Annotated in this window: 28 protein-coding genes; all 28 read right to left on the reverse strand. The window is 47.1% G+C overall.

Annotation, left to right across the window (positions count from 1 at the left end; translation table 11 throughout):
* The 28 genes from atpG to U719_RS14420 all read right to left on the reverse strand — a co-directional run bounded on the left by atpG (position 1) and on the right by U719_RS14420 (position 26,575).
* Positions 1–852, reverse strand: coding sequence for an ATP synthase F1 subunit gamma (atpG, locus tag U719_RS14285; RefSeq protein ID WP_023469495.1), 852 nt, complete (start codon positions 850–852; stop codon positions 1–3).
* A 42-nt stretch (positions 853–894) separates the two neighbouring features.
* Positions 895–2,403, reverse strand: a complete 1,509-nt coding sequence (gene atpA / locus U719_RS14290; protein ID WP_023469496.1) for a F0F1 ATP synthase subunit alpha — start codon at positions 2,401–2,403, stop codon at positions 895–897.
* Positions 2,404–2,422: 19 nt separating this feature from the next.
* Complete coding sequence (locus tag U719_RS14295; RefSeq protein ID WP_023469497.1) at positions 2,423–2,956, reverse strand: F0F1 ATP synthase subunit delta; 534 nt, start codon at positions 2,954–2,956, stop codon at positions 2,423–2,425.
* Positions 2,956–3,489 carry a F0F1 ATP synthase subunit B gene (atpF, locus tag U719_RS14300; protein WP_023469498.1) on the reverse strand — a complete coding sequence of 178 codons (534 nt, stop codon included), beginning with the start codon at positions 3,487–3,489 and terminating at the stop codon, positions 2,956–2,958. The genes U719_RS14295 and atpF overlap by 1 nt, the downstream gene beginning before the upstream one ends.
* Before the next feature lie 127 nt (positions 3,490–3,616).
* Complete coding sequence (gene atpE, locus U719_RS14305) at positions 3,617–3,829, reverse strand: F0F1 ATP synthase subunit C (protein WP_023469499.1); 213 nt, start codon at positions 3,827–3,829, stop codon at positions 3,617–3,619.
* A gap of 75 nt (positions 3,830–3,904) precedes the next feature.
* Positions 3,905–4,648: a F0F1 ATP synthase subunit A gene (atpB, locus tag U719_RS14310; protein WP_023469500.1), complete on the reverse strand. Its 744-nt coding sequence runs from the start codon at positions 4,646–4,648 to the stop codon at positions 3,905–3,907.
* Positions 4,649–4,656: 8 nt separating this feature from the next.
* The gene (locus U719_RS14315) at positions 4,657–5,043 is read right to left on the reverse strand and encodes an ATP synthase subunit I (RefSeq protein ID WP_023469501.1); all 387 of its coding nucleotides are present in this window, start codon (positions 5,041–5,043) and stop codon (positions 4,657–4,659) included.
* Complete coding sequence (locus tag U719_RS14320; RefSeq protein ID WP_023469502.1) at positions 5,040–5,258, reverse strand: AtpZ/AtpI family protein; 219 nt, start codon at positions 5,256–5,258, stop codon at positions 5,040–5,042. The genes U719_RS14315 and U719_RS14320 overlap by 4 nt, the downstream gene beginning before the upstream one ends.
* A gap of 777 nt (positions 5,259–6,035) precedes the next feature.
* On the reverse strand, positions 6,036–7,169 hold the full coding sequence (wecB, locus tag U719_RS14325; RefSeq protein ID WP_023469503.1) for a non-hydrolyzing UDP-N-acetylglucosamine 2-epimerase: 1,134 nt from the start codon (positions 7,167–7,169) through the stop codon (positions 6,036–6,038).
* A gap of 126 nt (positions 7,170–7,295) precedes the next feature.
* Positions 7,296–7,925 (reverse strand): uracil phosphoribosyltransferase, encoded by a 630-nt coding sequence (gene upp / locus U719_RS14330; protein WP_023469504.1) that lies wholly within the window; start codon positions 7,923–7,925, stop codon positions 7,296–7,298.
* Positions 7,926–7,997: 72 nt separating this feature from the next.
* The gene (locus tag U719_RS14335) at positions 7,998–8,969 is read right to left on the reverse strand and encodes a hypothetical protein (RefSeq protein ID WP_158408709.1); all 972 of its coding nucleotides are present in this window, start codon (positions 8,967–8,969) and stop codon (positions 7,998–8,000) included.
* Between the two features lie 141 nt (positions 8,970–9,110).
* Positions 9,111–9,752, reverse strand: a complete 642-nt coding sequence (locus U719_RS14340; RefSeq protein ID WP_023469506.1) for an ABC transporter ATP-binding protein — start codon at positions 9,750–9,752, stop codon at positions 9,111–9,113.
* Complete coding sequence (locus tag U719_RS14345) at positions 9,749–10,777, reverse strand: ABC transporter permease (RefSeq protein ID WP_023469507.1); 1,029 nt, start codon at positions 10,775–10,777, stop codon at positions 9,749–9,751. The genes U719_RS14340 and U719_RS14345 overlap by 4 nt, the downstream gene beginning before the upstream one ends.
* 75 nt (positions 10,778–10,852) lie before the next feature.
* The gene (locus U719_RS14350) at positions 10,853–12,208 is read right to left on the reverse strand and encodes a HAMP domain-containing sensor histidine kinase (RefSeq protein WP_023469508.1); all 1,356 of its coding nucleotides are present in this window, start codon (positions 12,206–12,208) and stop codon (positions 10,853–10,855) included.
* Positions 12,205–12,873, reverse strand: a complete 669-nt coding sequence (locus U719_RS14355) for a response regulator transcription factor (protein WP_023469509.1) — start codon at positions 12,871–12,873, stop codon at positions 12,205–12,207. The genes U719_RS14350 and U719_RS14355 overlap by 4 nt, the downstream gene beginning before the upstream one ends.
* A 74-nt stretch (positions 12,874–12,947) precedes the next feature.
* On the reverse strand, positions 12,948–14,207 hold the full coding sequence (gene glyA, locus U719_RS14360) for a serine hydroxymethyltransferase (protein WP_023469510.1): 1,260 nt from the start codon (positions 14,205–14,207) through the stop codon (positions 12,948–12,950).
* Positions 14,208–14,318: 111 nt separating this feature from the next.
* Positions 14,319–14,858: a TIGR01440 family protein gene (locus tag U719_RS14365; RefSeq protein WP_023469511.1), complete on the reverse strand. Its 540-nt coding sequence runs from the start codon at positions 14,856–14,858 to the stop codon at positions 14,319–14,321.
* Positions 14,858–15,298, reverse strand: a complete 441-nt coding sequence (rpiB, locus tag U719_RS14370; RefSeq protein ID WP_023469512.1) for a ribose 5-phosphate isomerase B — start codon at positions 15,296–15,298, stop codon at positions 14,858–14,860. Before rpiB ends, U719_RS14365 begins: the two co-directional genes overlap by 1 nt.
* 5 nt (positions 15,299–15,303) lie before the next feature.
* Complete coding sequence (locus tag U719_RS14375) at positions 15,304–15,819, reverse strand: low molecular weight protein arginine phosphatase (RefSeq protein ID WP_023469513.1); 516 nt, start codon at positions 15,817–15,819, stop codon at positions 15,304–15,306.
* Between the two features lie 17 nt (positions 15,820–15,836).
* Positions 15,837–16,835: an L-threonylcarbamoyladenylate synthase gene (locus U719_RS14380; protein WP_023469514.1), complete on the reverse strand. Its 999-nt coding sequence runs from the start codon at positions 16,833–16,835 to the stop codon at positions 15,837–15,839.
* Positions 16,832–17,680 (reverse strand): peptide chain release factor N(5)-glutamine methyltransferase, encoded by an 849-nt coding sequence (gene prmC / locus U719_RS14385; RefSeq protein WP_023469515.1) that lies wholly within the window; start codon positions 17,678–17,680, stop codon positions 16,832–16,834. Before prmC ends, U719_RS14380 begins: the two co-directional genes overlap by 4 nt.
* Positions 17,680–18,738 (reverse strand): peptide chain release factor 1, encoded by a 1,059-nt coding sequence (gene prfA, locus U719_RS14390; RefSeq protein WP_023469516.1) that lies wholly within the window; start codon positions 18,736–18,738, stop codon positions 17,680–17,682. The genes prmC and prfA overlap by 1 nt, the downstream gene beginning before the upstream one ends.
* 120 nt (positions 18,739–18,858) lie before the next feature.
* The gene (locus U719_RS14395) at positions 18,859–20,256 is read right to left on the reverse strand and encodes a J domain-containing protein (RefSeq protein ID WP_023469517.1); all 1,398 of its coding nucleotides are present in this window, start codon (positions 20,254–20,256) and stop codon (positions 18,859–18,861) included.
* Between the two features lie 14 nt (positions 20,257–20,270).
* Positions 20,271–21,260 carry a hypothetical protein gene (locus tag U719_RS14400; RefSeq protein ID WP_158408710.1) on the reverse strand — a complete coding sequence of 330 codons (990 nt, stop codon included), beginning with the start codon at positions 21,258–21,260 and terminating at the stop codon, positions 20,271–20,273.
* Between the two features lie 44 nt (positions 21,261–21,304).
* Entirely contained in the window at positions 21,305–23,071 is a 1,767-nt protein-coding gene (locus U719_RS14405) for an Hsp70 family protein (RefSeq protein WP_023469519.1), read from the reverse strand.
* 20 nt (positions 23,072–23,091) lie between these two features.
* The gene (locus tag U719_RS14410) at positions 23,092–24,120 is read right to left on the reverse strand and encodes a nucleotide exchange factor GrpE (protein ID WP_023469520.1); all 1,029 of its coding nucleotides are present in this window, start codon (positions 24,118–24,120) and stop codon (positions 23,092–23,094) included.
* Positions 24,117–25,421 carry an AAA family ATPase gene (locus U719_RS16560; protein ID WP_081706939.1) on the reverse strand — a complete coding sequence of 435 codons (1,305 nt, stop codon included), beginning with the start codon at positions 25,419–25,421 and terminating at the stop codon, positions 24,117–24,119. Before U719_RS16560 ends, U719_RS14410 begins: the two co-directional genes overlap by 4 nt.
* Positions 25,418–26,575, reverse strand: coding sequence for a J domain-containing protein (locus U719_RS14420; RefSeq protein ID WP_023469522.1), 1,158 nt, complete (start codon positions 26,573–26,575; stop codon positions 25,418–25,420). The genes U719_RS16560 and U719_RS14420 overlap by 4 nt, the downstream gene beginning before the upstream one ends.
* Positions 26,576–26,701 lie beyond the last annotated feature (126 nt).

The following is a 26,701-nucleotide window of genomic DNA, read 5'->3' on the forward strand; positions in this document are numbered from 1 at the left end:
TTACTGCTGCGCAGCAGCCCCACTGACGATCTCTGTGATTTCTTGCGTGATCGCAGCTTGTCGAGCTCGGTTGTAGACGAGAGTCAATCGACCGATCAAGTCATCTGCGTTATCTGTCGCACTTTGCATTGCTGTCATACGTGACGCATGTTCTGCTACTTTCGCGTCAAGAAGCGCACCGAAGATCAAGCTCTCCGCATAACGCGGGAGGAGTTCAGCAAGGATTTGTTCCTCGCTTGGCTCGTACTCATAAGTCGTCGAAGACGAAGCTTCGATTTCTCCGAGTGGGAGAAGAGTTTCGACTTTCACTTCTTGGCTGATGACAGATAAGAAGTGGTTGTAGCACAGCTTGAGCTCGTCGATTTCGCCGATCGTGAACGCACTCACTGTGCGCTTCACGATCTCAGCGACGTCGACATACGAAGGAGAATCGTTCAAGCCTGTGATCGCATCCGTGACCGTGATTCCGCGTGAACGGAAGAACTGGACACCGACTTTACCGACCACGAAGAGAACGTAACTGTCCGCAGTATGCTTTTCTTTGATTTCCCGGTAGACTTCACGCAGCACGTTGGCGTTATATGCACCAGCTAAGCCGCGATCCGATGTGATGACGATATAGCCCGTCTTTTTGACGGGACGTTTCTCGAGCATCGGATGGCTCGCACCTGTCGTGCCATTCGCAATGGTTCCGAGTACCTCTTGCATTTTCAGCATGTAAGGTTGGAACTTCGCGCTATGTGCTTGAGCGCGGTTCAGTTTCGACGCCGAAACCATGTTCATCGCTTTCGTGATCTGTTTCGTACTTTTCGTCGAGTTGATCCGCGTTTGTATCTCGCGCAACGATGCCATTTCGATTCACCACCTTGTTAGTATCAAGAGCGTTCCGCCGGATTAAACCGTCGCTTGGAACGTTTTCTTAAATTCTGAGATTGCTGCTACGATCTCTTCGTCTGCTGGAAGGTTACCTGTCTTACGGATCTCATCGCAAAGTTGTTTGCGGTTTTGATCGAGCCAGAGGTTGAGTTCCTTTTCAAAACGACGAATATCCGTTACAGCAACATCATCAAGGTGACCACGAGTCAAGGCATAGATGATGATGACTTGCTTATCGACAGTAAGTGGTTGGTTCAAGTCTTGTTTCAAGACTTCAACTGTCCGCTCACCACGGTTAAGCTTCGATTGAGTCGCTTTATCAAGGTCAGATCCGAACTGAGCGAATGCTTCAAGCTCACGGTAAGATGCGAGGTCAAGACGGAGCGTACCCGCTACCTTCTTCATCGCTTTTACTTGAGCCGAACCACCTACACGCGATACCGAGAGACCCGGGTTGATCGCGGGACGGACACCTGAGAAGAAGAGATCCGATTGAAGGAAGATTTGACCATCCGTGATCGAGATAACGTTCGTCGGGATATAAGCTGAGATATCCGACGCTTGTGTTTCGATGAACGGAAGGGCAGTCAAGCTACCTGCGCCAAGCTCGTCGTTCAACTTCGCCGCACGCTCAAGAAGGCGTGAGTGGAGGTAGAAGACATCCCCTGGGTAAGCTTCGCGGCCTGGTGGGCGTTTCAAGAGAAGTGAAAGCTCACGGTAAGCAGCTGCTTGTTTTGAAAGATCATCATAGATGACAAGAACGTGTTTGCCTTGGTCCATGAAGTGTTCACCCATCGCGACACCTGCGAATGGTGCGAGGTAAAGAAGTGGAGCTGGCTGTGAAGCCGCTGCCGAAACGACGATCGTGTAATCGAGGGCACCGTTTTTACGGAGCGTCTCGACGACGCCACGGACTGTTGATTCTTTTTGTCCGATTGCGACATAGATACAGATCATGTTTTCTTCTTTTTGGTTGATGATCGTATCGATGGCGATCGACGTTTTACCCGTCTGACGGTCACCGATGATCAACTCACGCTGTCCACGACCGATTGGAACGAGGGCATCGATCGCCTTGATTCCTGTCTGAAGTGGCTCGTGTACCGATTTACGCGCCATGACGCCAGACGCCTTACGCTCGATCGGGTTGTAGTGTTCTGTTTCGATTGGACCAAGACCATCGATTGGCATACCGAGTGGGTTAACGACACGTCCGAGGAGTGCGTCTCCTGTTGGTACTTCCATGATGCGGCCCGTACGGCGAACAGAGTCGCCTTCTTTGATTTCAAGGTAGTCACCGAGGATGATGATACCGACGTTGCCTTCTTCTAAGTTTTGCGCCAAGCCCATTGTGCCGTTAGCGAATTCTACGAGCTCTCCCGACATGACGTTGTCGAGTCCGTGTGCACGAGCGATACCATCACCGATTTGGATGACCGTACCTGTCTCGTTCACTTCCATCGTAGAACCGTACTGCGCGATACGCGCTTTAAGCAGGGCGCTGATTTCTTCAGCTCTAATGCTCATGCGTTTCACCCCTATTTTCTTACGCTTTTAACAGCTCACGCTCAAGGCGCGTTAGTTTAGTTTCGATCGTACCGTCATATGTCGTGTAACCGATTTGAACGCGAAGTCCTCCGATGACACTCGTGTCGACGACGTTCTCGACTTCAAGCGTTTTACCTGATTTTTGGCCAAACGTCTCTTTCACTTTCGTGAGTTCCTCGTCTGACAATTTGTATGCACTCGTGACGATTGCCGTCGCGACATTGCGGTGTTCATTCAACAATGCAATGAAGTGTTCCGGTAATGTAACGATCTCTGCCGCCCGGTCGTTTTCGACCATGACGAGCAATGTGTTCAAGACGATCGAGTTGAAGCCCGTGAAGCTTGTTTGAAGAACTTGCTTGAGCTCTTCAGCAGAAATCGATGGGTTATCTAAAACCGAAGCGAGCTCTGGTGTTGCGTGGAGCACTTCGCCGAGCGTCCGCACATCAGCTTCTGCTTGCTCGAGCACATGGTGCTCAAGCGCAAGATCGAAGAGCGCTTTTGCGTAGCGTCCCGCTACGTGATCACGCATTAGTTCGTGCCCTTAGTATCAGCAAGGAATTGATCGACGAGTGCTTTTTGAGCGGCTTCGTCTGTCGCAAGCTGTGTTTTCATGACGTGGCGTGCTGCAGCGATTGCTTGAAGAGCGACATCGTTCTTCAAAGCAGCTTGTGCTTCAGCGCGTTCACGTTCGATCGCACGGCGAGCTTCTTCCTTACTCATTTCGGATTCAAGACGTGCCTGCTCCATCGCACGTGCTTGCTCTGCTTCTGCCTGACGGCGTGATGCTTCTAAAAGATCGCGTGCTTCCGTACGCGCCTTGTTTAATTCTTCGCGTTGTTGTTCTACGTAGACTTCAGCGTCTTTACGGCTCTTTTCAGCCGAGTTGATCTCGCTAGCCACATGCTCTTCCCGCGCTTTCATCATGTTGACGAGCGGGCCCCATGCGAATTTCTTCAAGAGGATGAGGAGCAAGAGGAAAACGACGATCGTGACGATCATGTTGGCTAATAAGAGTTGGTTGCCTTCGCCGCCAGCCTCTGCCGCAAGATACGTTAGATTCATTCGATTACACTCCCCTCGTGGTTGGTTCAACTTCAATATCTACATAAGGGAGCCTAAGCTCCCGTGACGGTTCACTCAAACGTTGAACGAATAGCGCCCTATGTAGTCCGTTCTCGTTAATCGTGGATTAAGAGTTGAGAAGAAGGAAACCGACCGCTACACCGATGATTGGAAGTGCCTCAACAAGACCGATACCGATGAACATTGTTTGACGAAGTTCGTTTTTGAGTTCTGGCTGACGTGCTTGACCTAATACTGTACCGTTTACGATAAGACCGTTACCGATACCTGCGCCGAGTGCGCCGAGTCCGATGATGATCGCTGTTGCAATAAGATTCATGATAAATTGCCTCCCTAGAGTATGTTCATTGATTTGTCGTGCTGTTATCGGAAAAGCGGATGCTTTACCTTCGAATTAATGGTCGTGCGCTGCCTTATGTCCGATGTAAACCATCGTCAGGATAAGGAAGATGTACGCTTGGATACCACCGATGAAGAGTGAGAATCCTTGCCAGATCAACATCGGGATACCCGAGATGATCGCGCCGACTGGTCCGAGGAATTGGAAATCGTTCGTACCAGAGACGATACCGATCGAAAGAATGATTCCGATCATGATTTCACCAGCGAAGATGTTTCCGTAAAGACGAAGACCGAGCGTCAACGTGTTTGCAAACTCCTCGATGATGGTAATGATAAACATCGGCGTCATGAATGTTTTCGCATAAGCGCCGAAGCCTCGCATCTTCACACCGTAGTAATGACTTAAGACTACTACGAGAGATGAAAGTGCCAGTGTCACGTAAGGATCTGCAGTTGGTGAGTTGAACCAAATGTAGTGTCCCGTCACGACGTTGAATGGGAGACCCATGATGTTGGACACAAGGATGAACAGGAATAATGTCATTCCGAACGTAAGGAAGCGACCCCCTGTTTTCCAGTCCATCGTGCTGCTGATGATTCCGCGAACGAATTCAAGGAACATCTCCATCACGTTTTGAGCACCGGTTGGCTTCATCACAAGACGTCGCGTACCGGCCACGGCAATCAAGAAGACGAGAGCAGCAGCAATTAATACTGTGATCAAGTTCGTCCAGCTACCGTACAGAACGAAGTCACCCCAGAGTGGGATTTCGTAAAGTGGCATTTCGTGGTTCATTTGACTATTCACCTCTTTTCCCGCTTGAGTTCGTGAGTCAAGAACTCACAAAATTGTATGACGTGGCCGGCGAGAAGGCCTATTACCACCGCAGTTAATGACAATTCAGTTTGATATTTCAAACCGATCATCACACAAAGTACCGCGACCGCCATGCGTGAAACGGTCCCTCGAGACACTGGCTTGCGCCCGGTCTCAATTACACGATACATACGATCGACGCTTAATCGTTGAAGCGTCAAGATCAGAAAGCTGCCAGTTCCACCAAGTGCTAGTCCATAAATGACCGGGTCACTCGGGCGTCCGATGAGCAGCAGGACAGCCAGGATTCCGTAAAAGAGTCCAAACCATCGTAAGTACGCACGATACAACGCATCTTGAAGGATGATGTTCATGTCTTCTCCCCTAACAAGTGCCTGATCATGGCGATCATGCAAAGAATGCCGATGAAAATCCCGATGAACACGGCGAATGTCGCACCCATTTTTTCCCACCATTGTTGTTGTTCCCCATAGTTCCCAACCAAAAAGCCAATGACGATCGGTGCAGCCAGTGCCGTCGAAATTTGCGAGGCCATGACCATACTCTTCGCGAGCCCACTTTGGCGCACTAGAGACGACCCCCTTTTTTCCCAATTGCGAGTTCTTTTTCTTTCCCACAATTTGCGGATTTTCATACTAGTCAAGAATACAATGAAGCAGCTTTCATAGTCAAATGAATTCACAATAAAAACAGAGCCAAAAAACCTATACATATCAACGAATGATAAGGTTTTCACAGATGTCATACGTGCAACTCATTTCACGAAGATGTGAAGAAAATATGTAGTACTATCAACGGTTATAGAGATTGTTCATATGGTGAACAAAACCGTTGAATAGTAACGTTATATCGTGCTACCTCAACCGAAACAAGACCTCTAAAATTGATTTGTGTCGATTTTGTGAAAAAACATTTTCTGTTCACAATTGTAAACGCTTCCGAATCGGGACACAAAAACAGCTCTGACATCTGTTTGTAACAATAGATTTCAACGATTTCCAATTTTTCAATCGTGAGGTGTGTCACAGCCTGAATCGTCATGGTTTATCTTCCAGTTTCAAGGTCATCTGGTTTTACATTTTCTAAACAAATGGGCTGATTTTAGTGGAAATGGTAAGAATTAAAGATGTTATTCCTATAAACTAAAACCTCTTGTCGCCATAGATGTACTAAAACAAAAAGAATCGCTTATTTCACGCGACTCCTACAGGAAAAAGCACAAGTCTTTGTGCTGTCAGAGACAAGTGAGACCCGACTCCTCGTCTAAGAACGATGGAGGCGCGGCTTGCGTCTCGCCTGAGGAAAGCAAGTGAATATAAGCGATTCGGAGAGTACTAGTCGTTTCTCATTGCGTGAGTAGCGGTGCCGGCGCTTCCCCTTGACCGAAGTGATGCAGGATGGCTTGGACGATCCGTTCTGACGCATGACCATCACCGTATGGATTTGAGGCATGTGCCATTTCTTTATAAAGTGCGTCATTCGTCAACAGTTCGGTTGCCATCTGATAAATCGTCTCTTCTTCTGTTCCGGCAAGCTTTAACGTCCCAGCAGTAATTCCTTCCGGACGCTCGGTCGTATCGCGTAAGACAAGAACCGGAACACCGAGTGACGGTGCTTCTTCCTGAACACCACCGGAGTCCGTCAAGATTAAGTGAGCACGACTCGCGAAGTTGTGGAAGTCGAACACGTCGAGCGGAGCAATTAACGAAATCCGATCATGTCCTTCAAAGACCGTCTTCGCCGCTTCCTGAACAACTGGGTTAAGGTGAACTGGATAAACGACGTGTGTATCCGGGAATGCATCGACGAGACGACGAATCGCGCGGAACATCTGATGCATCTTCTCGCCTTGGTTCTCACGACGGTGCGCTGTCATCAAGATCAACTTCCGATCCCCGACCGTCTCAAGCATCGGATGGACGTAATCGGCTTGGACCGTCGTTTGCAGGGCATCGATTGCTGTGTTCCCCGTAATGTAGACGCCAACATGACGATTCTCGGACGCAAGGTTCGCTGCCGCTTGTGCGGTCGGAGCAAAGTGCAGGTCCGCAAGAGTCGATGTCAATTGACGATTGACCTCTTCCGGGAACGGTGAGTATTTATTATACGTGCGCAGCCCTGCCTCGACGTGACCGACCACGATTTGGTTGTAATAGGCAGCAAGACTTCCGACGAACGTCGTCGTCGTATCGCCATGGACGAGGACGAGGTCCGGCTTGATCTCCTTCATGATCGCATCGAGTCCTTCAAGACCACGCGTCGTGATATCGACGAGTGTCTGACGTTGCTTCATGATGTTCAAATCATGATCCGGTTCGATTTCGAACAGGGTAAGTACTTGATCGAGCATCTCGCGGTGCTGGGCAGTGATCGTAACGTGAACATCAAAAGCAGGGTGTTGCTTCAGGGCGTTGACGAGCGGTGCCATTTTAATAGCTTCCGGTCGAGTCCCGAAAATCGGCATGACTGTAATCGGCATGGTGACTTCCTCCTTTTTTCCTTTTTTCATTAAAGCATATTTCAGCAGTCTTGCGCAGTTTACGAAATAGCAACGAAAAAGACCGCAGATCATCGTCTGCGGCCTTTTCATGTATCTTACTATTTTTTACTTCGTTCCAAAGAGACGGTCTCCTGCATCACCGAGTCCCGGGACGATGTAGCCGTGGTCGTTCAACTTCTCGTCGAGTGCCGCAAGATAGATATCGACGTCCGGGTGTTCTTCTTGAACGCGTTTGACGCCTTCAGGTGCTGCACAGAGGCATGCGAGCTTGATGCTCTTCGCCCCTTGTTTCTTTAAGGAGGAGATGGCGTCTGCCGCCGAACCACCTGTCGCAAGCATCGGGTCAACGACGACGAAATCACGTTCTGCGACGTCTGTTGGGAGCTTGAGGTAGTATTCCGTTGGCTCGAGTGTCTCCGGATCACGGTACAAACCGATGTGACCGACCTTGACGTTTGGCATCATGCGGAGCATGCCGTCGACCATCCCGAGACCGGCGCGGAGAATCGGGACGATCCCGAGTTTCTTGCCTTCGATCATCTTCTGCGTCGTCTTCGTGACCGGTGTCTCGATCGCGACATCTGTGAGTGGAAGGTCACGTGTGATTTCATATGCCATCAATGAAGCCACCTCGTCGACAAGTTCCCGGAATTGTTTCGTTCCTGTTTCGACCTTACGCATGATCGTCATCTTGTGCTGAATCAATGGGTGATCAAATACATGTACTTTACTCATTGTTTGCATCTCCTCTCCATTCTCTTTTCGCATTGTACTCTAAAAGCGCACTGCTTGGGAACTGTTTTTTCGTCAGTCCCCGAGCGTGCTCTTGCCGGAAAGAATCGCTTTCGCCGCGTAAGACCATTCATTGTCCGGCTGTTGTGCGAGTTCTTGCAAGGTCGCGCGATAATCACCTTTTTTATATTTTTGTTCATAGACCGCTTGCATCCAGAGGACATCACTCATGTAACCCGACTTCGGAAAATCCTCACGGTAAGCAATATAGTCCGCCTGTGTCGTCTTCTTTAACTTACCAGCGGCAATCAACTTATAAAAACGTGCCATGCCTGCTGTCTCTTTATTTTTCAAGACGTCTGCACTCAACAGGTCATTCGCTTTTTGATAATCCTTTGCTTGGACAGCCGCAACCGCTTCCTTTAATGCGGCTTCCGGTTTCAGACCACTCGTTTTCGTCGTTTTCTTTTCCTTAACCGGCGACTCTTCTTGTTTTACTTCCGCTTCCGTCTTTTCCTTCTGATCGGTATTCAATTTCTCGTTTTCTTTTTTTAATTGCTCGACTTCCGTTTGTAAGGCAGCCAACTGTTGCGCAATTTTTTGATCGGTCTCTTCTTTCGGTGCAACATTCTCTGAATTAGGAGACCACGCTTGAATACCTATGAATAAGAGGCCGGCCGCCGCTACTCCAGTTGCTGCCATCCACCATTGATTCTGATTCACCGCTTGGCGCCACTGTTTTAATTTGTCATGTTTCTGAATCGCTTCCGGCAGCGCCTTGAATCGCTTCTTCGCAAGACGTCGTCCGCCTGCCTTTGAGGCGATCGCAAGACGATATGTATAATATTCAACCGGCATCGGTAAATGTTTCCATTGCAGAAGCCGTGCATCCGCTTGTTCATAAAAGCCTGCTTGTTGCATGATGATGATCGTCTTGAAATCTTCGTACAGTCGTTTGTATTCTGATTTCGTCGTACTCTTCTTCTCCAACCATTTCAACATCTGGCTTCCTGTCGTCGACGCGAGCTCGGCTTGGGTCAACTTCATAATATTCATAACGCGTAAACTCCTTCATTTCCTTTTTTAAAAAGTATAGCAAATTTTTGGAATGACATCGCCTCCTCTTACAAGATTGAATATAAAAAAAGAATCGCTTTCCATTCTCTCGAAAGCGATCCATTCGTTGTCTTATGCTGTATGAATTTTTCCATCCTCGATCCGCCAGATGCGATCACAGACGTCAAGCATCCGTTCATCATGAGTGATGACGATAATCGTCTTGTTTGACTCATGCGCTTGCCGTTGTAATAGCTCCATCACTCGACGCCCATTCGCATAATCGAGACTTGCGGTCGGCTCGTCCGCTAAGACAAGTTGCGGATCATTGACGAAGGCGCGGGCAATCGCGATGCGTTGACGCTCACCGCCCGATAACGCATGCGGCAAATGATCTTTGCGATGTTCGAGTCCGAACATGGCTAGTGCTGCGACCGTATCCACTGTTCGTCCAGCTTCTTTTGCGACGAGTTCCAGTTGCTCCTGGGCTGTCAAAAAGGGTACGAGATGCGACTCCTGAAAGATGAACCCGACTTCCTCAAGACGTAAGCGACGACGTTCTTCGCCCGATGCTTCACTGACGCACGTATCATCAAAATAGACGGCACCTTTTGTTGGTGTCTGCAGTAAACCGAGCAACTGAAGGAGTGTACTTTTCCCACTCCCGCTCGGTCCAACAAGGGCAATCAGTTCCCCTGCTTCTGCCTGTAAGTTGATATCGTGCAAGACGGTCATCTCACCATAACTCTGTTCAATCCGTTCTAACTGAATCATCCGTTCATTCCTCCCATCGCGTCTGCCGCCTCAAGTTTTTTCACCATTCGTAACGGAACGAGCGCTCCGAGGATCGCTGTTACGAGTAAAATGCCGCCGTACATCAGACTCGTCGACCATTCAAATCGGAAGGGAAGATCCGCTGGTAAGAAGCGGCTCGTCAGATAGGTGATAACGACACTGACACCAAAGGCGAGGCTCGTCAGGAGGATGACTTGTACGAGTAGACTCGCACCCATCGTCCGTGTTCGGATGCCGATTGCTTTTAGGACGCCAAGTTGTTTCATCTTCTGCATCGTCAAGATATAGAAGAAAGCTGTCAGAATCAATGCCCCGATGACGACGAGTGCAACCCGCATCATCTGGAAGGAGTTTTGCTCCGCTGCATAGCCTAGCACATTCTCAACGACTGCTTGTTTTGAGAAGACCGCTTGATCCGTTTGTAATGACTGACCGATGTACGCTGAGACGTATGATGCCCCCATCTTCGATTGCCATGCTTGCCACGATTCATCCGTCATCCAGAGGACAGGTGCGTGACTATAACGTCCGTCCGTGACCGTGCCGGCAATCCGGAACGTCTCTTTCGTCCGAAAATCGGTGATCGTATCGCCGACACGGGTTCCGCGTTGTTCCGCATACGCGGCATCAACGAGCACTTCTCCTTTTTGCAATGATTGCAACTGTTTTGGACCATAGTTCGTCGTCTCTGGTAACGCAAAGACTGTCACATCATCCTTCGTTCCATTCTTCTTCTCAAGCACCATGTTCTGGACACCGAGCGCTTCCGCGCCCTTCGGTGTCTCATCCGCCCGTAAGAATGAACGGGTCAGCTGCCCTTCCGCATCTTTACTCAGTGCAAACTGCTCGACCGGCAGATTACGGACGGCAGCCCCATTGTCGTAGGCCAGCCCGTCTGCAAGACCGGTGATCATTAAAATCAATAAAACGATCAACATCGTCACGATCGTCATCCAACTGAATCGTCCTTTCATCCGGACGAGTTCTTTCCATCCTAGTTTCATTGCATGATCCCTCCTGTATGTTCGCTACAGGATTGATGATACGACTGCAATATGAACGGAACATGAACGCACGCGTCAAGTACGTAAAAAAATCAATGTCACAGTCAGACCGGATGAATCGGACGACAAGCTCGCATCCCCACCAAGTTGGCGCATCGTCTCTTTGACGATCGCAAGCCCAAGACCCGTCCCGCGCGACGTGCGGGATACATCACCTTGATAAAAGCGTTCAAAGGCATGTTCCATCTGTTGTTCGGTCATGCCTGGTCCTTCGTCCTTGATTCGGACGATGACCTGATTCACTTGTTCTTCCGCTTGAATGTGAATCGTCGCTCCTTCGGCTGAGACCGAAACAGCGTTTCGAATGACGTTTTGGAAAACATGTTCGAGCGCACTAGCATCTGCTTGAATCTGTAGCGCTGGCGATACATCGAGTGCGACGGCGATGCCTTGCTCATCGAGCTGAAAGGCAAGTGTTGCGAGTGTCGTCTCTAAACTCGCGCGTAGATCGAGTGCTTGCCGCTTGAAGCGCCGTCCTTCATCGAGCTTCGCTAAGATCAATAATTGACGCGTCAGCTCCGACATTCGTGCTGCCTCTTGTTGAATGATTGCCCGTCTCCTGACGTCTTCTCCCGTCACGTCGAGTTGTCCCGCGTACCCCGAGATTGTCGTCAGCGGTGACTGAAATTCATGCGAAACGTTTGCGACGAACCGGCGTCGTTCTGTATCAGACGCTTCGACTGCCGTTGCCATCTCGTCAAATCGCCGGGACAGCTCTCCAATCTCATCGCGTGCCTTCGTTCCGACGCGGATTCCGTAGTCACCGTACGCCATCTGTTCCGTCGCTTTGGTCAGGCGCCGGATCGGACGCACGAGATACCGGATGGAGAAGACAAGCAAGAGGAAGCTGATCACGACCAGCAGTCCGAGAAACAGACCGACGAACAGGTGCAACTCACGAATTTGCCGACTCAAGTCCGGCCGGACGAAGATCGCATCCGTTCCTTGCGCCGTCTTGACTGACGTCCCGTACGTATTGATGACTTCATTGTCGAATAGACCGAGCAAGAAGAGGTGGAACGGATACTCACGCATCCCGTAGTACGGTTGACCATTTTTCACTTGCTCGACGATTTGACTTGAGAGCGTTTCATCACGAAATGGATTTCCGTAACGCTCCGTTCCGTCATCTGTTTGTACATATAGTTGAAAGCCAGTCGCTTGTAACATCCGGTAAAACGATTCCGTCTTTCCGTCACCGTGCGTCTCGTAATAATCAATCGCTGTCTCGACCGCTTCCTCAACTTTTTGGCTATAGCTGTCCTGCCAAAACGAATAGTAGGCAATGTTACTGATTAAAAGCGCTAACAGTGCGGACACGAGTAGAACGACACAGACGAGTCCGACGATTTTCGTATAGAGGGATCTCATGATTCGACCTCCAACCGGTACCCGAGTCCACGAACCGTCTCAATCTTCACCTGATTCGTCTCCTTTAAGCGTCCACGGAGTCGTTTGATGTGGACGTCAATCGTCCGGTCATCTCCCATGAAATCAAGTCCCCAGACGTGTTCAATCAATTCCTCGCGACTGAAGACCCGTCCCGGAAAACTCGCCAGCTGATGTAATAATTCGAATTCGCGCCGCGGAAGTGTCCACTCGGTCGACTGGATCGTCACGAGCTGACTGCGTTTATCGATCGTGACATCTCCGAGATGCAGAACGGGTTGCGCCGCTTTTTGATAGCGCCGCGCCACGGCGTGAAGCCGAAACACTAATTCTTCCGGATCAAACGGTTTCGTGATGTAATCATCGGCACCGGCTGCAAAGCCGTCCCGCTTATCCGTCAGCTCACCGAGTGCTGTCAGCATCAAGATCGGGATGTCCCCGTTTTGCCGTAATCGCTCACACAGGACGAGACCGGTCTGCCCGGGAAGCAAGACATCGAGCACCGCTGCTTCGAACGTCATCGTGTCAATCCAAGCGAGCGCTTCATTTCCGTTTGCTGTCGCTCGAACGGAATGTCCGTCGGCTTGTAACGTCGATACGACAAGTGCTTGGATATGTGGATCATCTTCAACGACTAGAATATACATCGTACGCCTCCTTTTTTAGACAAACAAAAATCCCCTTCCCCTTCTCATAACGAAAAGGACGAAGGGGATGACGATCATCCGCGCTCTGGGTAGAGTGGGAAACGACCTGTCAAAGCAACGACACGCTCACGTGCTTGTGCGAGAACGTCTGCTTCTTCTGGGTGATTCAAGACGAGTTCGATCAACTCGGCGATTTCTTTCATCTCCGCTTCCTTGAAGCCACGTGATGTCATCGCAGCCGTTCCGATTCGGATACCGCTCGTGACGAACGGGCTCGCTGGGTCGAACGGAATCGTGTTCTTGTTGACCGTGATACCGGCTTCGTCAAGCGCGTGCTCTGCGAGTTTCCCTGTGATCCCGAGCGGTTGCAAGTCGACGAGGAGCAAGTGATTGTCCGTTCCGCCTGAAACGATCCGGAGTCCACGATTCGTCAATTCCTCACCGAGGACTTTCGCGTTCGTGACGACTTGACCGATGTAGTCCTTGAACTCAGGTGCCAGTGCTTCACCGAACGCGACAGCTTTCGCGGCGATGACGTGCATGAGTGGACCACCTTGAATTCCTGGGAAGATCGCTTTATCGATCGCTTTCGCATGCTCTTCTTTACAGAGGATCATCCCACCACGTGGACCACGCAACGTCTTATGCGTCGTCGTCGTGACGAAGTGTGCATGCTCGACCGGGTTCGGATGCTGACCTGCTGCGACGAGTCCAGCGATGTGTGCCATGTCGACCATCAAGTAAGCACCGACGCTGTCTGCGATTTCACGGAAACGTTTGAAGTCGATGACGCGCGGATACGCCGATGCGCCCGCGACGATTAATTTTGGTTTGTGCTCTTCTGCTAATTGTGCGACGACGTCGTAATCAATCATCTCTGTCTCTTGATCGACACCGTATTCCACGAAGTTGTACTGGACACCGGAGAAATTGACGGGGCTACCGTGCGTCAGATGGCCACCGTGCGAGAGGTTCATCCCGAGGACCGTATCGCCTTGCTCGAGAATCGTGAAGTAGACCGCCATGTTCGCTTGTGCGCCCGAGTGTGGTTGCACATTCGCGTGCTCCGCCCCAAAGATTTCCTTCGCGCGGTCGCGTGCTAAATTCTCAGCGAGATCGACATACTCACAGCCACCATAATAACGGCGACCTGGGTAACCTTCTGCGTACTTGTTCGTCAAGACGCTGCCTTGTGCTTCCATGACAGCTTGCGAGACGAAGTTCTCGGATGCGATCAATTCGATGTTATCCCGTTGACGACCTAGTTCCTGGCGCATTGCCGAAAAGAGTGCCTCATCTTGTTGTTTCAGATACGTAAGCGGTGTTTGTTCCATCTGAATTCCCCCATTTCATTTCGATAGACCTATCTTAACACGAATGTTTCGTTCCCGGCATCCCTAAAAACAACATCAAAAAAGCAAGGGGTGCGCAACCCCTTGCATCAATCATTCGTATTTAGCACGTGCTCCACCGATTAATTTCGGTCGTGTCACGGCTGCCGTCACATGTGCCTCACCGATTTCCTTGTGCGGCAAGCGCACAGGAATCGCAACAGCCTTCAAGTGCATCCCGATGAACGTGTCCCCGATATCAATCCCGGCGTCTGCCTGAATCGCTTCGACGACGACCGGTGCCGAGAAGCGCTGATAAGCAGCACTCGCCATCGACCCACCGGCTTCCGGAACCGGAACGACCGTCACTGGATCGAGTCCGAGTCGTTCTGCTGTTTGCCGCTCAAGCGTCAGCGCTCGGTTGATATGCTCACAGCCTTGGAAGGCAAGATCGACTTGGTGCGACCGCCGAAAGGCATCGAATACGTCGAACAACGCGTCCGCGACTTCTGGCGAACCGGCCTTGCCGATTTGTTTACCGATGACTTCGCTCGTCGAACAGCCGATCACGAGCAATTTTCCTTTTAAGGAAAATCGTTCATCCAGAGCGTTCAGTGCTTCTTCTAAATCGTGCTGGATGCGTGTCAAGTCCATTACTTCACCTCATAATCTGAGATTTTGCAAACGCGGTTCTCATGACGTCCGCCTTCGAATTCCGTTTCAAGCCAAAGCTGTGCGATCTCACGAGCCAGTCCTGGACCGATGACGCGTTCGCCCATCGTCAAGATGTTCGAATCGTTGTGCTGACGTGTCGCTTTCGCACTGAACGTGTCATGGACGAGTGCTGCTCGGATGCCCTTGACTTTGTTCGCTGCGATTCCGATCCCGATCCCTGTTCCACAAATCAAGATACCACGATCAAACTCTCCGCTTGCGACTGCCTCAGCGACTGGAATCGCGACATCCGGATAATCGATCGAGTCGGCTGAATGCGTACCGAAGTCCGTATAGTCGATGCCGAGCTCTTGTAAGAGGTCGTTGATTTCTGCCTTTAACTTAAAACCGCCATGATCCGCGCCGATTGCTACTTTCATCTTTACTATTCCCCCGTTTGTTTAGGTTGTTTTTTCGGAAGTTTCCGTGTATCCGGAGCTTTTCTTCCGTTTCCGTTCTGCGTCAATTTTAACACAAGACGGTTGACGAGGGGTTCGAGTTCATTACGTACTTGCCGGTAGACGTTCATCGATCCGCCGTACGGATCGTTGATATCCCGTTCAAGCCCTGTCACATATTCATATAAGGTGAACGTCCGTTCTTTCAGTTCCGGATAGCGTTCACCGACTTCCTGCTTGTGCTGACGCGTCATCGTCAAGATAATATCAGACCAACGTCCGAGTACATCATCAAAGACTTGCGTATAGTGCTCGAGTTCGATCCCGCGCTCGCGCAACACTTGTAAGGCGTTCTCGGACGCATCAAATCCTTGCATCGAACGTAGTCCTGCTGAACGGACGTCGAATTCCTGATCAGCGACCTTCGAGCGTAGTAATGCCATCGCCATCGGGCTACGGCATGTATTTCCTGTACAGATGAATAAAACGCGACGTGTGCTCATCTCCGTATCCTCCTTCTTCAAGGGCGAATGACCCGACCACCTGCTGCTTTATGGAGGCGGTTGCGGACCGCAAGCCCCACCCCTTCTTCTGATAGGTCTCGTACAAAAATCTGATCCACCGTCGTCTGATCAAATCGCCGTAAACAATCGTAAAGACGTTGTGCCGCCGTCTCCATCGAATTACCAAGGGAGCAGCGAACATCTGCGTCGACATCCTCCCCGTCAAACAGGAGAACGCCCGTCTTGTGTCCGGTTTGTCGCGCATCATCGATGAGTTGCTGTAAGAATGAAAGATCCCCTTCGACGACGGACAGTGTTGCTTCCGGCGCATAGTGGGTATATTTCATCCCGGGTGCCTTCGGTGTAACATCTTTCATCGATAAGGCAGGATCGAGTGTGACAGGACCGATGACCGACTCGATTTGTTCGCGTGTCACGCCACCCGGTCGTAAAATCGCCGGTGGCGTCATCGTACAATCGATGACAGTCGATTCGACCCCGATGCCCGTTTCCCCTCCATCGACGATCGCAGCGATGCGTCCCGAGAGGTCATATGCGACGTGCGCAGATGACGTCGGTGAAGGTTTTCCGGAACGGTTGGCACTCGGTGCTGCGAGGCCCAGCCCTGTCGCTTCAATTAATTGAAGCGCGAGCGGATGGTCTGGCATCCGTAATCCGATCGTATCTAGTCCTGCTGTGACGAGTGTGGATGCGGTGCCGTTCGATTCGAGGATGATCGTCAAGGCTCCTGGCCAGAACGCCTCCATCAAACGTGCCGCGACATCTGGAATGTGCGTGACGAACTGATGTGCCTGTTCTACGGATGCGACATGGACAATCAGTGGATTGTCGGAAGGTCGACCCTTCGCGGCGAAGATTCGCCGAACAGCCGCTTCGTTCGTTGCGTCTCCTGCGAGACCATAAACGGTCTCGGTCGGCATCGCCACGACCTCTCCTTCCTGCAATAACCGAACTGCTTCATCCATCGTCTGTAAGTCAATCATTTCCGTCTTCACGCTGTACAATCCTTTCGTTCCGCATACACGATACGGTCTTTACCGTTTATATCTTTTAAAATACCCGTTTCCGCATTTGGATAACGTTCTTTTAACATCATTTGCACTTCTGGTCCTTGATTGTGTCCAATTTCAAACGCAATCAGTCGGAAATCGTCGCGTAAGACCCGTCCACTCTCCTCGACGAGACGTCGGTAAAAGACGAGACCGTCTTTTCCGCCAAACAGGGCGAGATGCGGTTCATGATCGAACACGACTTCACTGAGTAATTCTTCTTCCTCGATATAAGGAGGGTTCGAAACGAGCACCCGGACGGAATCATCTGCGAGCGGTGCGAGTAAATCTCCTTCAAGGAACGTCACGTCTCCACCAAGCGCTGCTTGATTTTGCTTCGCGACCGCGATTGCAGCTGGTGAAATATCGACGGTCGTGACCGGTTGCTCGAGTTCGAGGGCGAGCGTGATTCCAATCGCCCCGCTACCGGTACCGATGTCGACGATCTGTCCCGCGGTGAACGTCTCGCGTTTGAGACGCTCCGTCACGAAGACGATCAACTCTTCCGTTTCCGGTCGTGGAATCAAGACATCCGGTGTGACACGAAAGTCCCGTCCGTAAAACGGCTGATAGCCGATTAAATGCTGAACGGGCACACCGTGAACATGAGCAAGCAAGTATTCACTGAATCGTAAATCCTGCTCCGGTGTCAATTCATCGGACAAGCGGACAAGGAGTCCGGTCCGGTCGACTTCTAAGACGTGCATGAGTAACCATTCGGCACTTGAACCCTCGCGTCCTGCTTGTTCCATCATCGTTTTTGCCTCATTTAGACGTTTTGCGATCCGCATCAGTTTGCCGCCTCCGATGCTCGCGCCTGATGTTCCATGACGAGCGTATCGATGACTTCATCCATCTCGCCTTGCAAGATTCGATCAAGCTTCTGAATCGTCAATCCGATGCGATGGTCCGTCACCCGGTTTTGGGCGAAATTATACGTCCGAATCCGCTCTGAACGGTCACCCGTACCAACAGCCGACTTTCGTTTTTCATCATACTCCGCTTGCTGTTCGCGTTGAATTTTATCGTAGACACGCGCCCGTAAAACTTTCATCGCTTTTTCCTTGTTCTTGATTTGCGATTTCTCATCCTGACAGCTCGCGACGATCCCCGTCGGCACGTGCGTGACACGGACGGCGGACTGCGTCGTATTGACGGACTGTCCACCCGGTCCACTCGACGTGAACGTATCGACCCGGACATCCTTATCATGGATTTCGACCTCGACGTCTTCTGCTTCCGGTAACACGGCAACCGTTGCGGTCGATGTATGAATCCGTCCACCCGATTCCGTTGATGGAACGCGTTGGACGCGGTGTGCCCCGTTCTCATACTTCAGCTTCGAGTAGGCGCCTGTTCCTTTGACGATAAAGATGATTTCTTTATAACCACCGAGCTCCGTATAGCTCGCGTCGATGATCTCAATCTTCCAGTTCTGTTTCTCAGCAAACTTCGAGTACATCTTAAACAGGTCACCCGCAAATAAGGCTGCCTCATCTCCCCCTGCCGCACCACGAATCTCGACGATGACGTTCTTATCGTCATTCGGATCCTTCGGTAAGAGTAAAGCTTTCAGCTTCGCTTCGAGCTCTTTGATCTCCGGCTCAAGCATCGCGACTTCTTCCTTCGCAAGGTCGCGCATCTCCGGATCTGTCAACATCTGACGTGCCTCTTGATAGGCTTCCATCTTCTCGCGATAGACGCGATATGTCTCAACGGTTGGGGCAAGCTGCGACTGCTCCTTTGAGACCTCGCGTAATTGATTCGTATCATTGATGATGGCTGGATCAGCCAACATATCATTCAGTTTTTCATAACGGTCCTCTAAGGCACTCAATCGATCCAACATCTCGGTCATCCTTCCTGGCGGTTCTTCTGTCGTCAGTATAGCAAATTATTTTGCTTCTCATAGCACTATAAAGCATTCAAATAAAAAATGACCCCGCGTATACGCGAAGCCATCTCTATTTTAATAATCTTCATCATATGAGTAATCATCGTCATTGAACGTCCGAACGTCACCTTTCGTGAATCCGTTCAGTTCTTTTGTATTGATGATGACCCAGTCCTCGTTACGATACCACAATGTGTACTCAAAGACGGTCGATGTCGTATCATCGACATCTACCATTTCATCTGTATCCATATCAAAATAAGCTCCATCATAATTTGCTTTTGCTTGAACTGTCGCAGTGATGTTTTTTCCTTGGGTAACTTCTACTGAATCATAAGAAACTTCCACTCCGAGAAACTCACCTTCATAGTATCGACTATTTTGATCAAGCGTCTTGTAATACTTTTCTTGGCGTTGGATATAAGCTGGTGCGTCGACTTGCGTGAAAAGGCTTGAATCTTTTTGCTCATATGCTTCTTCCCATTCCATCGCATGCATGTTAATGGTGCTTGCCAAATCATCCTTAACTTCTTCGCGAATCGCCATTTTCTCAGTCGATGCCTCATCTTTAATCAGTTTTCGACCGTCAACCAACCAGTCGTCCCCTTGCTTAGTGAAAGTCAATTCCCATGTGATTGCATTTCCAGCAGGTTCTTCCTGAAGATAGGGATTATAGGATCGTGAAGAATAGTCGGCAGTCGTTCGTGCTACGATTTGCTGGTCATCAACACTTCGTATAGATGAACTATCGACATCACGCATATCAATCGTACCTTCGAAAATAGAGTCATGTTGACGGAGCGAGTTCAAACTTGGTTGAAATTCGTTACGAAATTTAGCTGTAGTAGTACTCATCCCACTTGCTGTCTGCTCGATCAGAGAATTTTCAAGATCTTTATAAAAACGTAATCCAATGTCATTGACTACACTGACTGCATCTTCTTTTTTTTGTTCGAGTGCTTCTTGTTTCTTTAATTCTTTAGCTTTTTTTTCTTCTGCTTTCTGTTCGTCGTCAACTTCTACATCGTCATTATCAGTAGAACTCGTATTTGATGCTTTAGAAGCAGTTTCACTTGCGAGAGAAGAACTCGGCGTATTGTCACTTTCTTTCTCAAAATAAGCGAACGCGGCAGCCGACAACATAACACCTGCTACGAGTCCCGTTCCGATCCACACTACTAATTTCCATTTACCTGTTTTTTTAGAGTTTGGATCATTCTTTACAGCCGCTTCGTCACGATCAACTGAAACATGCTCTTCCTGAGACGGAGTCTCGGGTAAAGTCCCATGCGATATTTTATGATTGCGCGTTTTATTAAGATGCTCCATGATTTCCTGATATGCTTCGTCAATGACTTTCCGTTCTTCTGGATGAGTAGACTTTGGATACGTAGCACATAATTCTTTGTAGCGAGTTTCAACTTCCTGCCTTGAGGCTAACGGAGTCAAATTAAGTAATTGATAAGCTTCCATAGTACCTCCTCTAGTTACATCGCTGAAATGAACCAGTCACCAGCAAATCGCACTTCCATCTCTTCTTTTGTTTTGTCATATTCTTCTTGATTTTTTAGAGTCGTTAAGTAGGCAAAATAAGCATCACCCAAATAATCTGAATCAGGATATGACGTTTCGAACTCATTCAAAGCCTGCTTGGATTCATTCTGAACCTTATAACCAGCCATTAATTTGTAAAAATCAATTGTTTCTTGATTGTATAATCCAGCTGGCTTCATTTTACTCAGTAACGACACTGCCGTTTCATAATCACCATTTGCATAGGCGGTTAAACCCCCAACATCACTAGAGGTGGACTGATTACGATCAAGCTGACTCTCCAGTTCTTTCCGCTCAACCTCCCACTTTTTTTCTCGAGCACTTAATTCTTTTTGTGTGGCAGCTAAGCGCTGTTCTGCCTGTTCCACATCACTTTTCGTCTGCTTTATTTGGCTTTGTATTTCGTCTCGTTGCGCAGTCATGGTCTTCAGCTCGGTATTCGTCGCATTTTCTTGGTTCATTGCGACAAGTCCGAAAATCCCTGCAGCTAAAGTAATTCCAGCCGCCCCGGCAAGTACACCCCATTGTTTTTTAGTGTTTTTTTGTACGGGTGTAGACGAATGGAGTAGACTTCGAATCTGCAATACATACGGCTGGTTATCTGGCAAACGATTCATGAACGTCCCCATTGCTATATCATCTTCAATCAGAATAGCAACGGAAAGTCGTTGAATCTCAACCATCTCCGGATAAATCAGATCAGGTAACCGTTTAGAAATCTCGTGTGCTTGCTGATAATCCTTGTGCTCGATATGTTCAGCCATCTGATTTAAATCTGATTCAACATCTTCATATAATGGTAGTTGCTTGACGAGTTCCTTTCCGAGATCCGTCTCTAGAAGCGAACTATTTTTAAGGATAGTATACGCTTCAAAAGGTTGACCATTTAAAATCGATTCACTTGCCAATCGCAATACTGCCATCGTTTCTTGGGTAGTGTCCAATGGATTAATCATTCACTGCACCATCACATCAAGTCGATCAGAATATCAGTTAATTGTTCTTCTATACGTTCTGCAGTCGAAGTATGATTACCAATCATTGCATCTTCTAATTCTTCTACTAATGTTTCGATTTTACGACGATCCTCTGGGGATGCTGTTTTCTTCATTTGATTTGCTCGTAAAATGATTGGTTTCATCCGATTGTATAGTTCTGTTTTCGTGATATCACGTTCGAGTGTGGCCGCCGCCTCACGTGTCTCAAAATGAGACATGCTTGATTTTGGTCTGACTTCGAGTTGTTTTTGAATTCCGAAACCGAGTACTTCAGCACTCACTTCAAGCAATCCATTTAAATTGTATTTAAACGTGACCTCGATTTCTACTTGTCCTGCTGGACGTGGCGGTAAACCATTTAATTCGAGCTCGCGGTCATTGATTTGTACGACTCCTGGTGAAGTAGGAAGCTCCGTACCTGTGTATTGCTCGGATTGATAGACGTTTAATACGACAGAATCTTGATTATCATGAATCGTCGTATAGATTTTCCGTTTAACTGCTGGTAATGTCGTATTACGTGGAATGATTTCGTCGTAATAACTTGTCATGTCTGAGAACGAACGCGTCACTTCTGTACCGAGAGAATAGGGACAGACGTCAATGACCATCAGACCACTTCCCGTAGTCTTTTTCAATTCACGGTCTTGTGATTTGATTCCCATTTGCAGAGCCGCACCGAGTGCAACGACTTCATCCGGATTGATATCTACGCGGACTTTGCGATTAAAATGCTGTTCTACCGTATTTCGTACTAATGGAATACGAGTCGAACCACCAACCATGATGATATCTGTGATCTCATTCGACTTAAATCCAGAATCATTAATTGCTTCTTCAACTAACGAAAGCGTCGATTCGACATCTTTTCGGATGAGTCGTTCAAATTCATCTTTTGAAACATCAATATTCAGTGAAAGCGGTGCTCCATTATGCATACCGATGAATGGAAGGTTCATATTCGCGACATCTTGTTGTGACAATTGAATTTTGACATTTTCAGCACCTTGAACGATTCGTAATAACATGGACTCAAAGTCTTCTAAATCAGCTAGAGAAATCCCCGTTTCCATCTCATAGCGATCGATGATGTGCTCTGCTAAAATCGTATCAAAATCTTTTCCGCCCAGATGGTTATTACCTGAACTTGCTTTGACCTCAATCATACCTTCAAAGACCTCAACGATTGAGACATCAAACGTCCCTCCACCTAGGTCATATACTAAGATGTTACTTTGTTGATCTAAATTCTCAAAAGCAAATGCAATCGCCGCTGCTGTTGGTTCATTGATTAAACGTTCTACTTTTAATCCGGCGATTTCCGCAGCTTTCTGAGTAGCCCGACGTTGTGTATCATTAAAATATGCAGGTACTGTGATGATTGCTTCCTCGACTTTTTCTCCTGTTCTTTCTTCTGCGCTTGCAATTAGATATTTCAAAATCCGAGAAGCAATCTCTTCTGGACGATATGACTTGGAACCCAATGTGATTTTTTCATCTGTTCCCATCAATCGTTTTGCTTCAACTGCTACATCTTTCGGAAATGAGATAATCGCATTTTTAGCTTGTTTCCCTACAATCATTTGTTCTGCCCCAGAATTTTCTAACTTAATAAACATTGCTGAAGGTGTCGTTCGGTCCCCTTCTTTATTCTCGATAATGACTGGCTTTCCATCTTTGATATATGAAATGGCAGAGTTCGTCGTTCCTAAATCAATACCTACTTTAATTCCCATTTATATTTCCTCCTAAATAATTAGTTCAATACTGTAATGACTTTGGATTCGCGAATCACTTTTCCGGACTGCATGTCTTTAAAACCTTTTTCAATCTCGTCAGCGACATCATATTGGTTTAAGCCATTGGCTTGTTCTGAAGGGATCGTTCCTACACCGACCATATACTCTGGATCCATTCGTCTGCCTGTTGACGCAATAGCTTCAAGACTTACTTCTTGTAATTGCACCTCTATATTTTCTAATTGTTGAGTTACCTGATTCGCAAGTGCACCCGGTTGATGGATTCGTAACATTCTATCCAAATGGAATAACACATCGTATGTTTGGATGATCGTATTAATATACTTTTGACGCTCTTGTTCCTGAACTTCTTGAATATCTACACCTTCACTTGAATCATTCAATAACTGCTTAATTTCTTCAGCAGATTTAAACGTCAGGCGTTTAGTCTTCTTCACCTCATCCGTTATTTCTTCGATTCGTTTTAATAATGTCTGATCTTCCCTCGTCACAGGACGAATGATTGGATGTGAATTCTTTGTGGCTTCCAGCATCCCTTCAGCCAATAACTTCAGTTGATTCAACTTAATTTCTCCTTCCGTAAATAGATGTGATTTTTTCTCTATGAAATCTTTATGTTGAAAAAAGATTGCTACTTCCTCATTCGTGTTGTATGCATTAAGTGTTCTAGCGATATCTACAAGAATTTGTTGAAATGCTAAATCTTGTATCCATACAGCAACCTGGCGATACGACTTAAAACGATTATATAAAGTGGCTTCATATTCTTTACTTAATATCGATGTCTTCATTTTTTGTGAGAGAGAGGATGTTTTTTGTGGTTCATTTGGGTAAAGTGTGTGTTCAAAAAAACGGATTGCATCGAAGTACATATTAAATTCAATACATTCGTCTTCACTTTTTTGTATAACTTCACTTCCAAGTAACGTCTCAAGATATCTTTTGTGCATGGCAGATGGAATTTTCATTATTTTCCATGATTCAATTAAATAAATTTCATATGCATATCGTGTTTTTGATTTCATGATTTACTCAACGCCAACGTACTTTTAAATACGATGTCTTTCGTGATTAATTGTAAATCTGAATGCTTATCTTCGACTGTTTTAACTGCCTTTTGAATGATCATTCGTTCTACGATATTTCGGACAAATCTACCATTACCAGTCATTTTTTCTCCCTCCAAAAAGTACTTCAATTCCTGTTCAGCACCTTCTTCGAGATGGTATTGTTGTTCTTTCAACATTTTTTTTGCGATGTTCAAAAGCTCATCGCTTTTATAATCTTTAAAGTGAAATGTCCGTGTGAACCGCGACTCCAATCCTGGGTTCATACGCAGTAATCCTTTCATTTCTTGATCGTATCCTGCAAGAATCAGGACGAATTGGTCGCGTCGATCTTCCATCGCCTTCACGAGGGTATCAATCGCTTCTCTTCCGAAGTCACTTTCTTGTCCTCTTGCTAACGTATATGCTTCATCAATGAATAATAGACCGCCCATAGCCAAATCGATTTGCTTTTGTGTCTTAATGGCTGTCTGCCCAACATATTCTGCTACTAAATCTTGACGTGTCACTTCGACGACGTGCCCTTTACTTACGATTTTCATTGCTTTGAACAACTTTCCAATTAAGCGGGCAATCGTCGTCTTTCCGGTTCCTGGACTTCCAGAGTAAATCGTGTGAAGTGTGACCGGAGAAGTTTTAAAGCCTGCTTGTTTTCGAAGCTGATTGAATTCCAGCCAGTGCAACAGTTCCTTTACTTCTTTTTTGACATTCGATAATCCGATCATCGCCTCTAACTCTTTTAAGACATCCTTAACTTCTATTTGAGGTACAGGCTGATCATAATTCGGTTGTTGTTTTACTTGATTAAGAGAAAAATCAATCCACTCAAGTGTTTTCGACATATCTACATTGCGCCGACTCGCTAAATCGCAGAGAGTACGCACTCTTTTAAAAATAAGATAAAATGAATTCGCATTTGTTTGATCGATCGTTGGTAATGCCTCGCCCACTCGAATACCAACTTCCGAAAAGGTTAATTGTAAATAAGAGGTCAGTGCCGGAGCAGAAATTTCTAAGTATAGTGCTTGAAGTAACAAAATTGACTTTGTAGCGTTCGTCTCGTCTGCTATACAATGAATCAATTTAGAAAAATCACGATCAACAATACTTAAATCCATCCGGTTTTGGGTTTTATTGATTTGATGCTTGAATTTAATGAGCATCACCATTGAATCCATTACGTCATTTATTTCACGTCGTTGAACGCTCCGTTCAATCGAATTAGCAAGCCATCCATATTCAGTATTTCCTTGCATCATCTTGTTCCCCTTAAAAATACATCAAATGCCTTATCGAAATCGCTCTCAAGAAATGCATACGATTTTGGATAGAGTAAACAAAATTTCGCAATCCACCCTTTATGTTCTGCTTTTTCAGATAGCCAATCTTTCAAATAGGTAAAGGAATAATGGAAGTTTTCCAAGTTTTGATCAGTTGTTTCTTTGATGTATTCCAAGTATTCATATACGGGATGAAGAAGTTCCCAAGGCACGGCATTTGATTCTGCTGCCATCTCCAACTCCTCCATGACTCCCCCTAATTCAATCAATGATTGGATGCCTTCTTGATCTAAATGATGATCCACCCATTGTTTGCATTCATCAAACAAAACATATGCAGCATCAAAGCGTTGAAATTCGATTGCTTTAGAAAAACTTTGATTCATGTAGTTTTTGACATGTTGCTGTTCTTCTTCCGTAAAACGATTCTCCACCCAGCTCATCACAGTCTTTAGTTGTTCACGGTGCCCCCAGAATAAAACAGCTTCTAACCAGGATTGCCAAATTAGAATACGTCGATCACCGTGTTGCATAATCCATTTTTCATAGCGATTCATCGCATCTGTTCTTCGATTGCTGATCATCAATAATTCACCGTACAGCGTCAGTGTCTCAAGATTTTTTTCTTCTTCTTCATAAATGACTATTTTTAATTCTTTAATCGCTTTATCATATTCACGATTTTTTCGAAGTAAGTACACCCAAAAGATTCTATTCTGATGAGTCAACTGTTTATATCGATTTAGTCGATCTGCATAATCTAATCCTTTATTCGTCTGATTTAATAAAAGTGCACTCTCCAATAGAAGATTCGCGATACGTTCGGAGTCTAATAAATGATGTTCCAGCGAAGTAAGCCGTGACCACTCGATTTGAGAATAATCGCGTTCCAAAGTACGTTCTAAATACTCCAATTCCGATAAAATCGATTCTCCTAAACGTAGCCCTTCATCGTACTTATTCCTTCTTTCGTTATTTGTCAATTCTTCATAAATTTCTTTCATATTCAAAAATTCTTCAGGATGTGTTTCATTGGAATAACGCATCGTCATTCTCTTAAATGCCTGCTTGATTTCTTGAATAGAAGCATCCGAAGAAATTTCAAAAATCTCATAGTGATTCAAACTTTTCACGAATCATCAGCCTTTCTTCAATAATGCATAATATTATTAAAAATCATTTTTATTATTTTATTTTTTTCCTTTATAGTATAAATATAGAATATATCGTAAGATATTCATATAAAATTTGTAAATTTA

Source organism: Exiguobacterium sp. MH3, assembly GCF_000496635.1.
Lineage (GTDB): Bacteria > Bacillota > Bacilli > Exiguobacteriales > Exiguobacteriaceae > Exiguobacterium_A > Exiguobacterium_A indicum.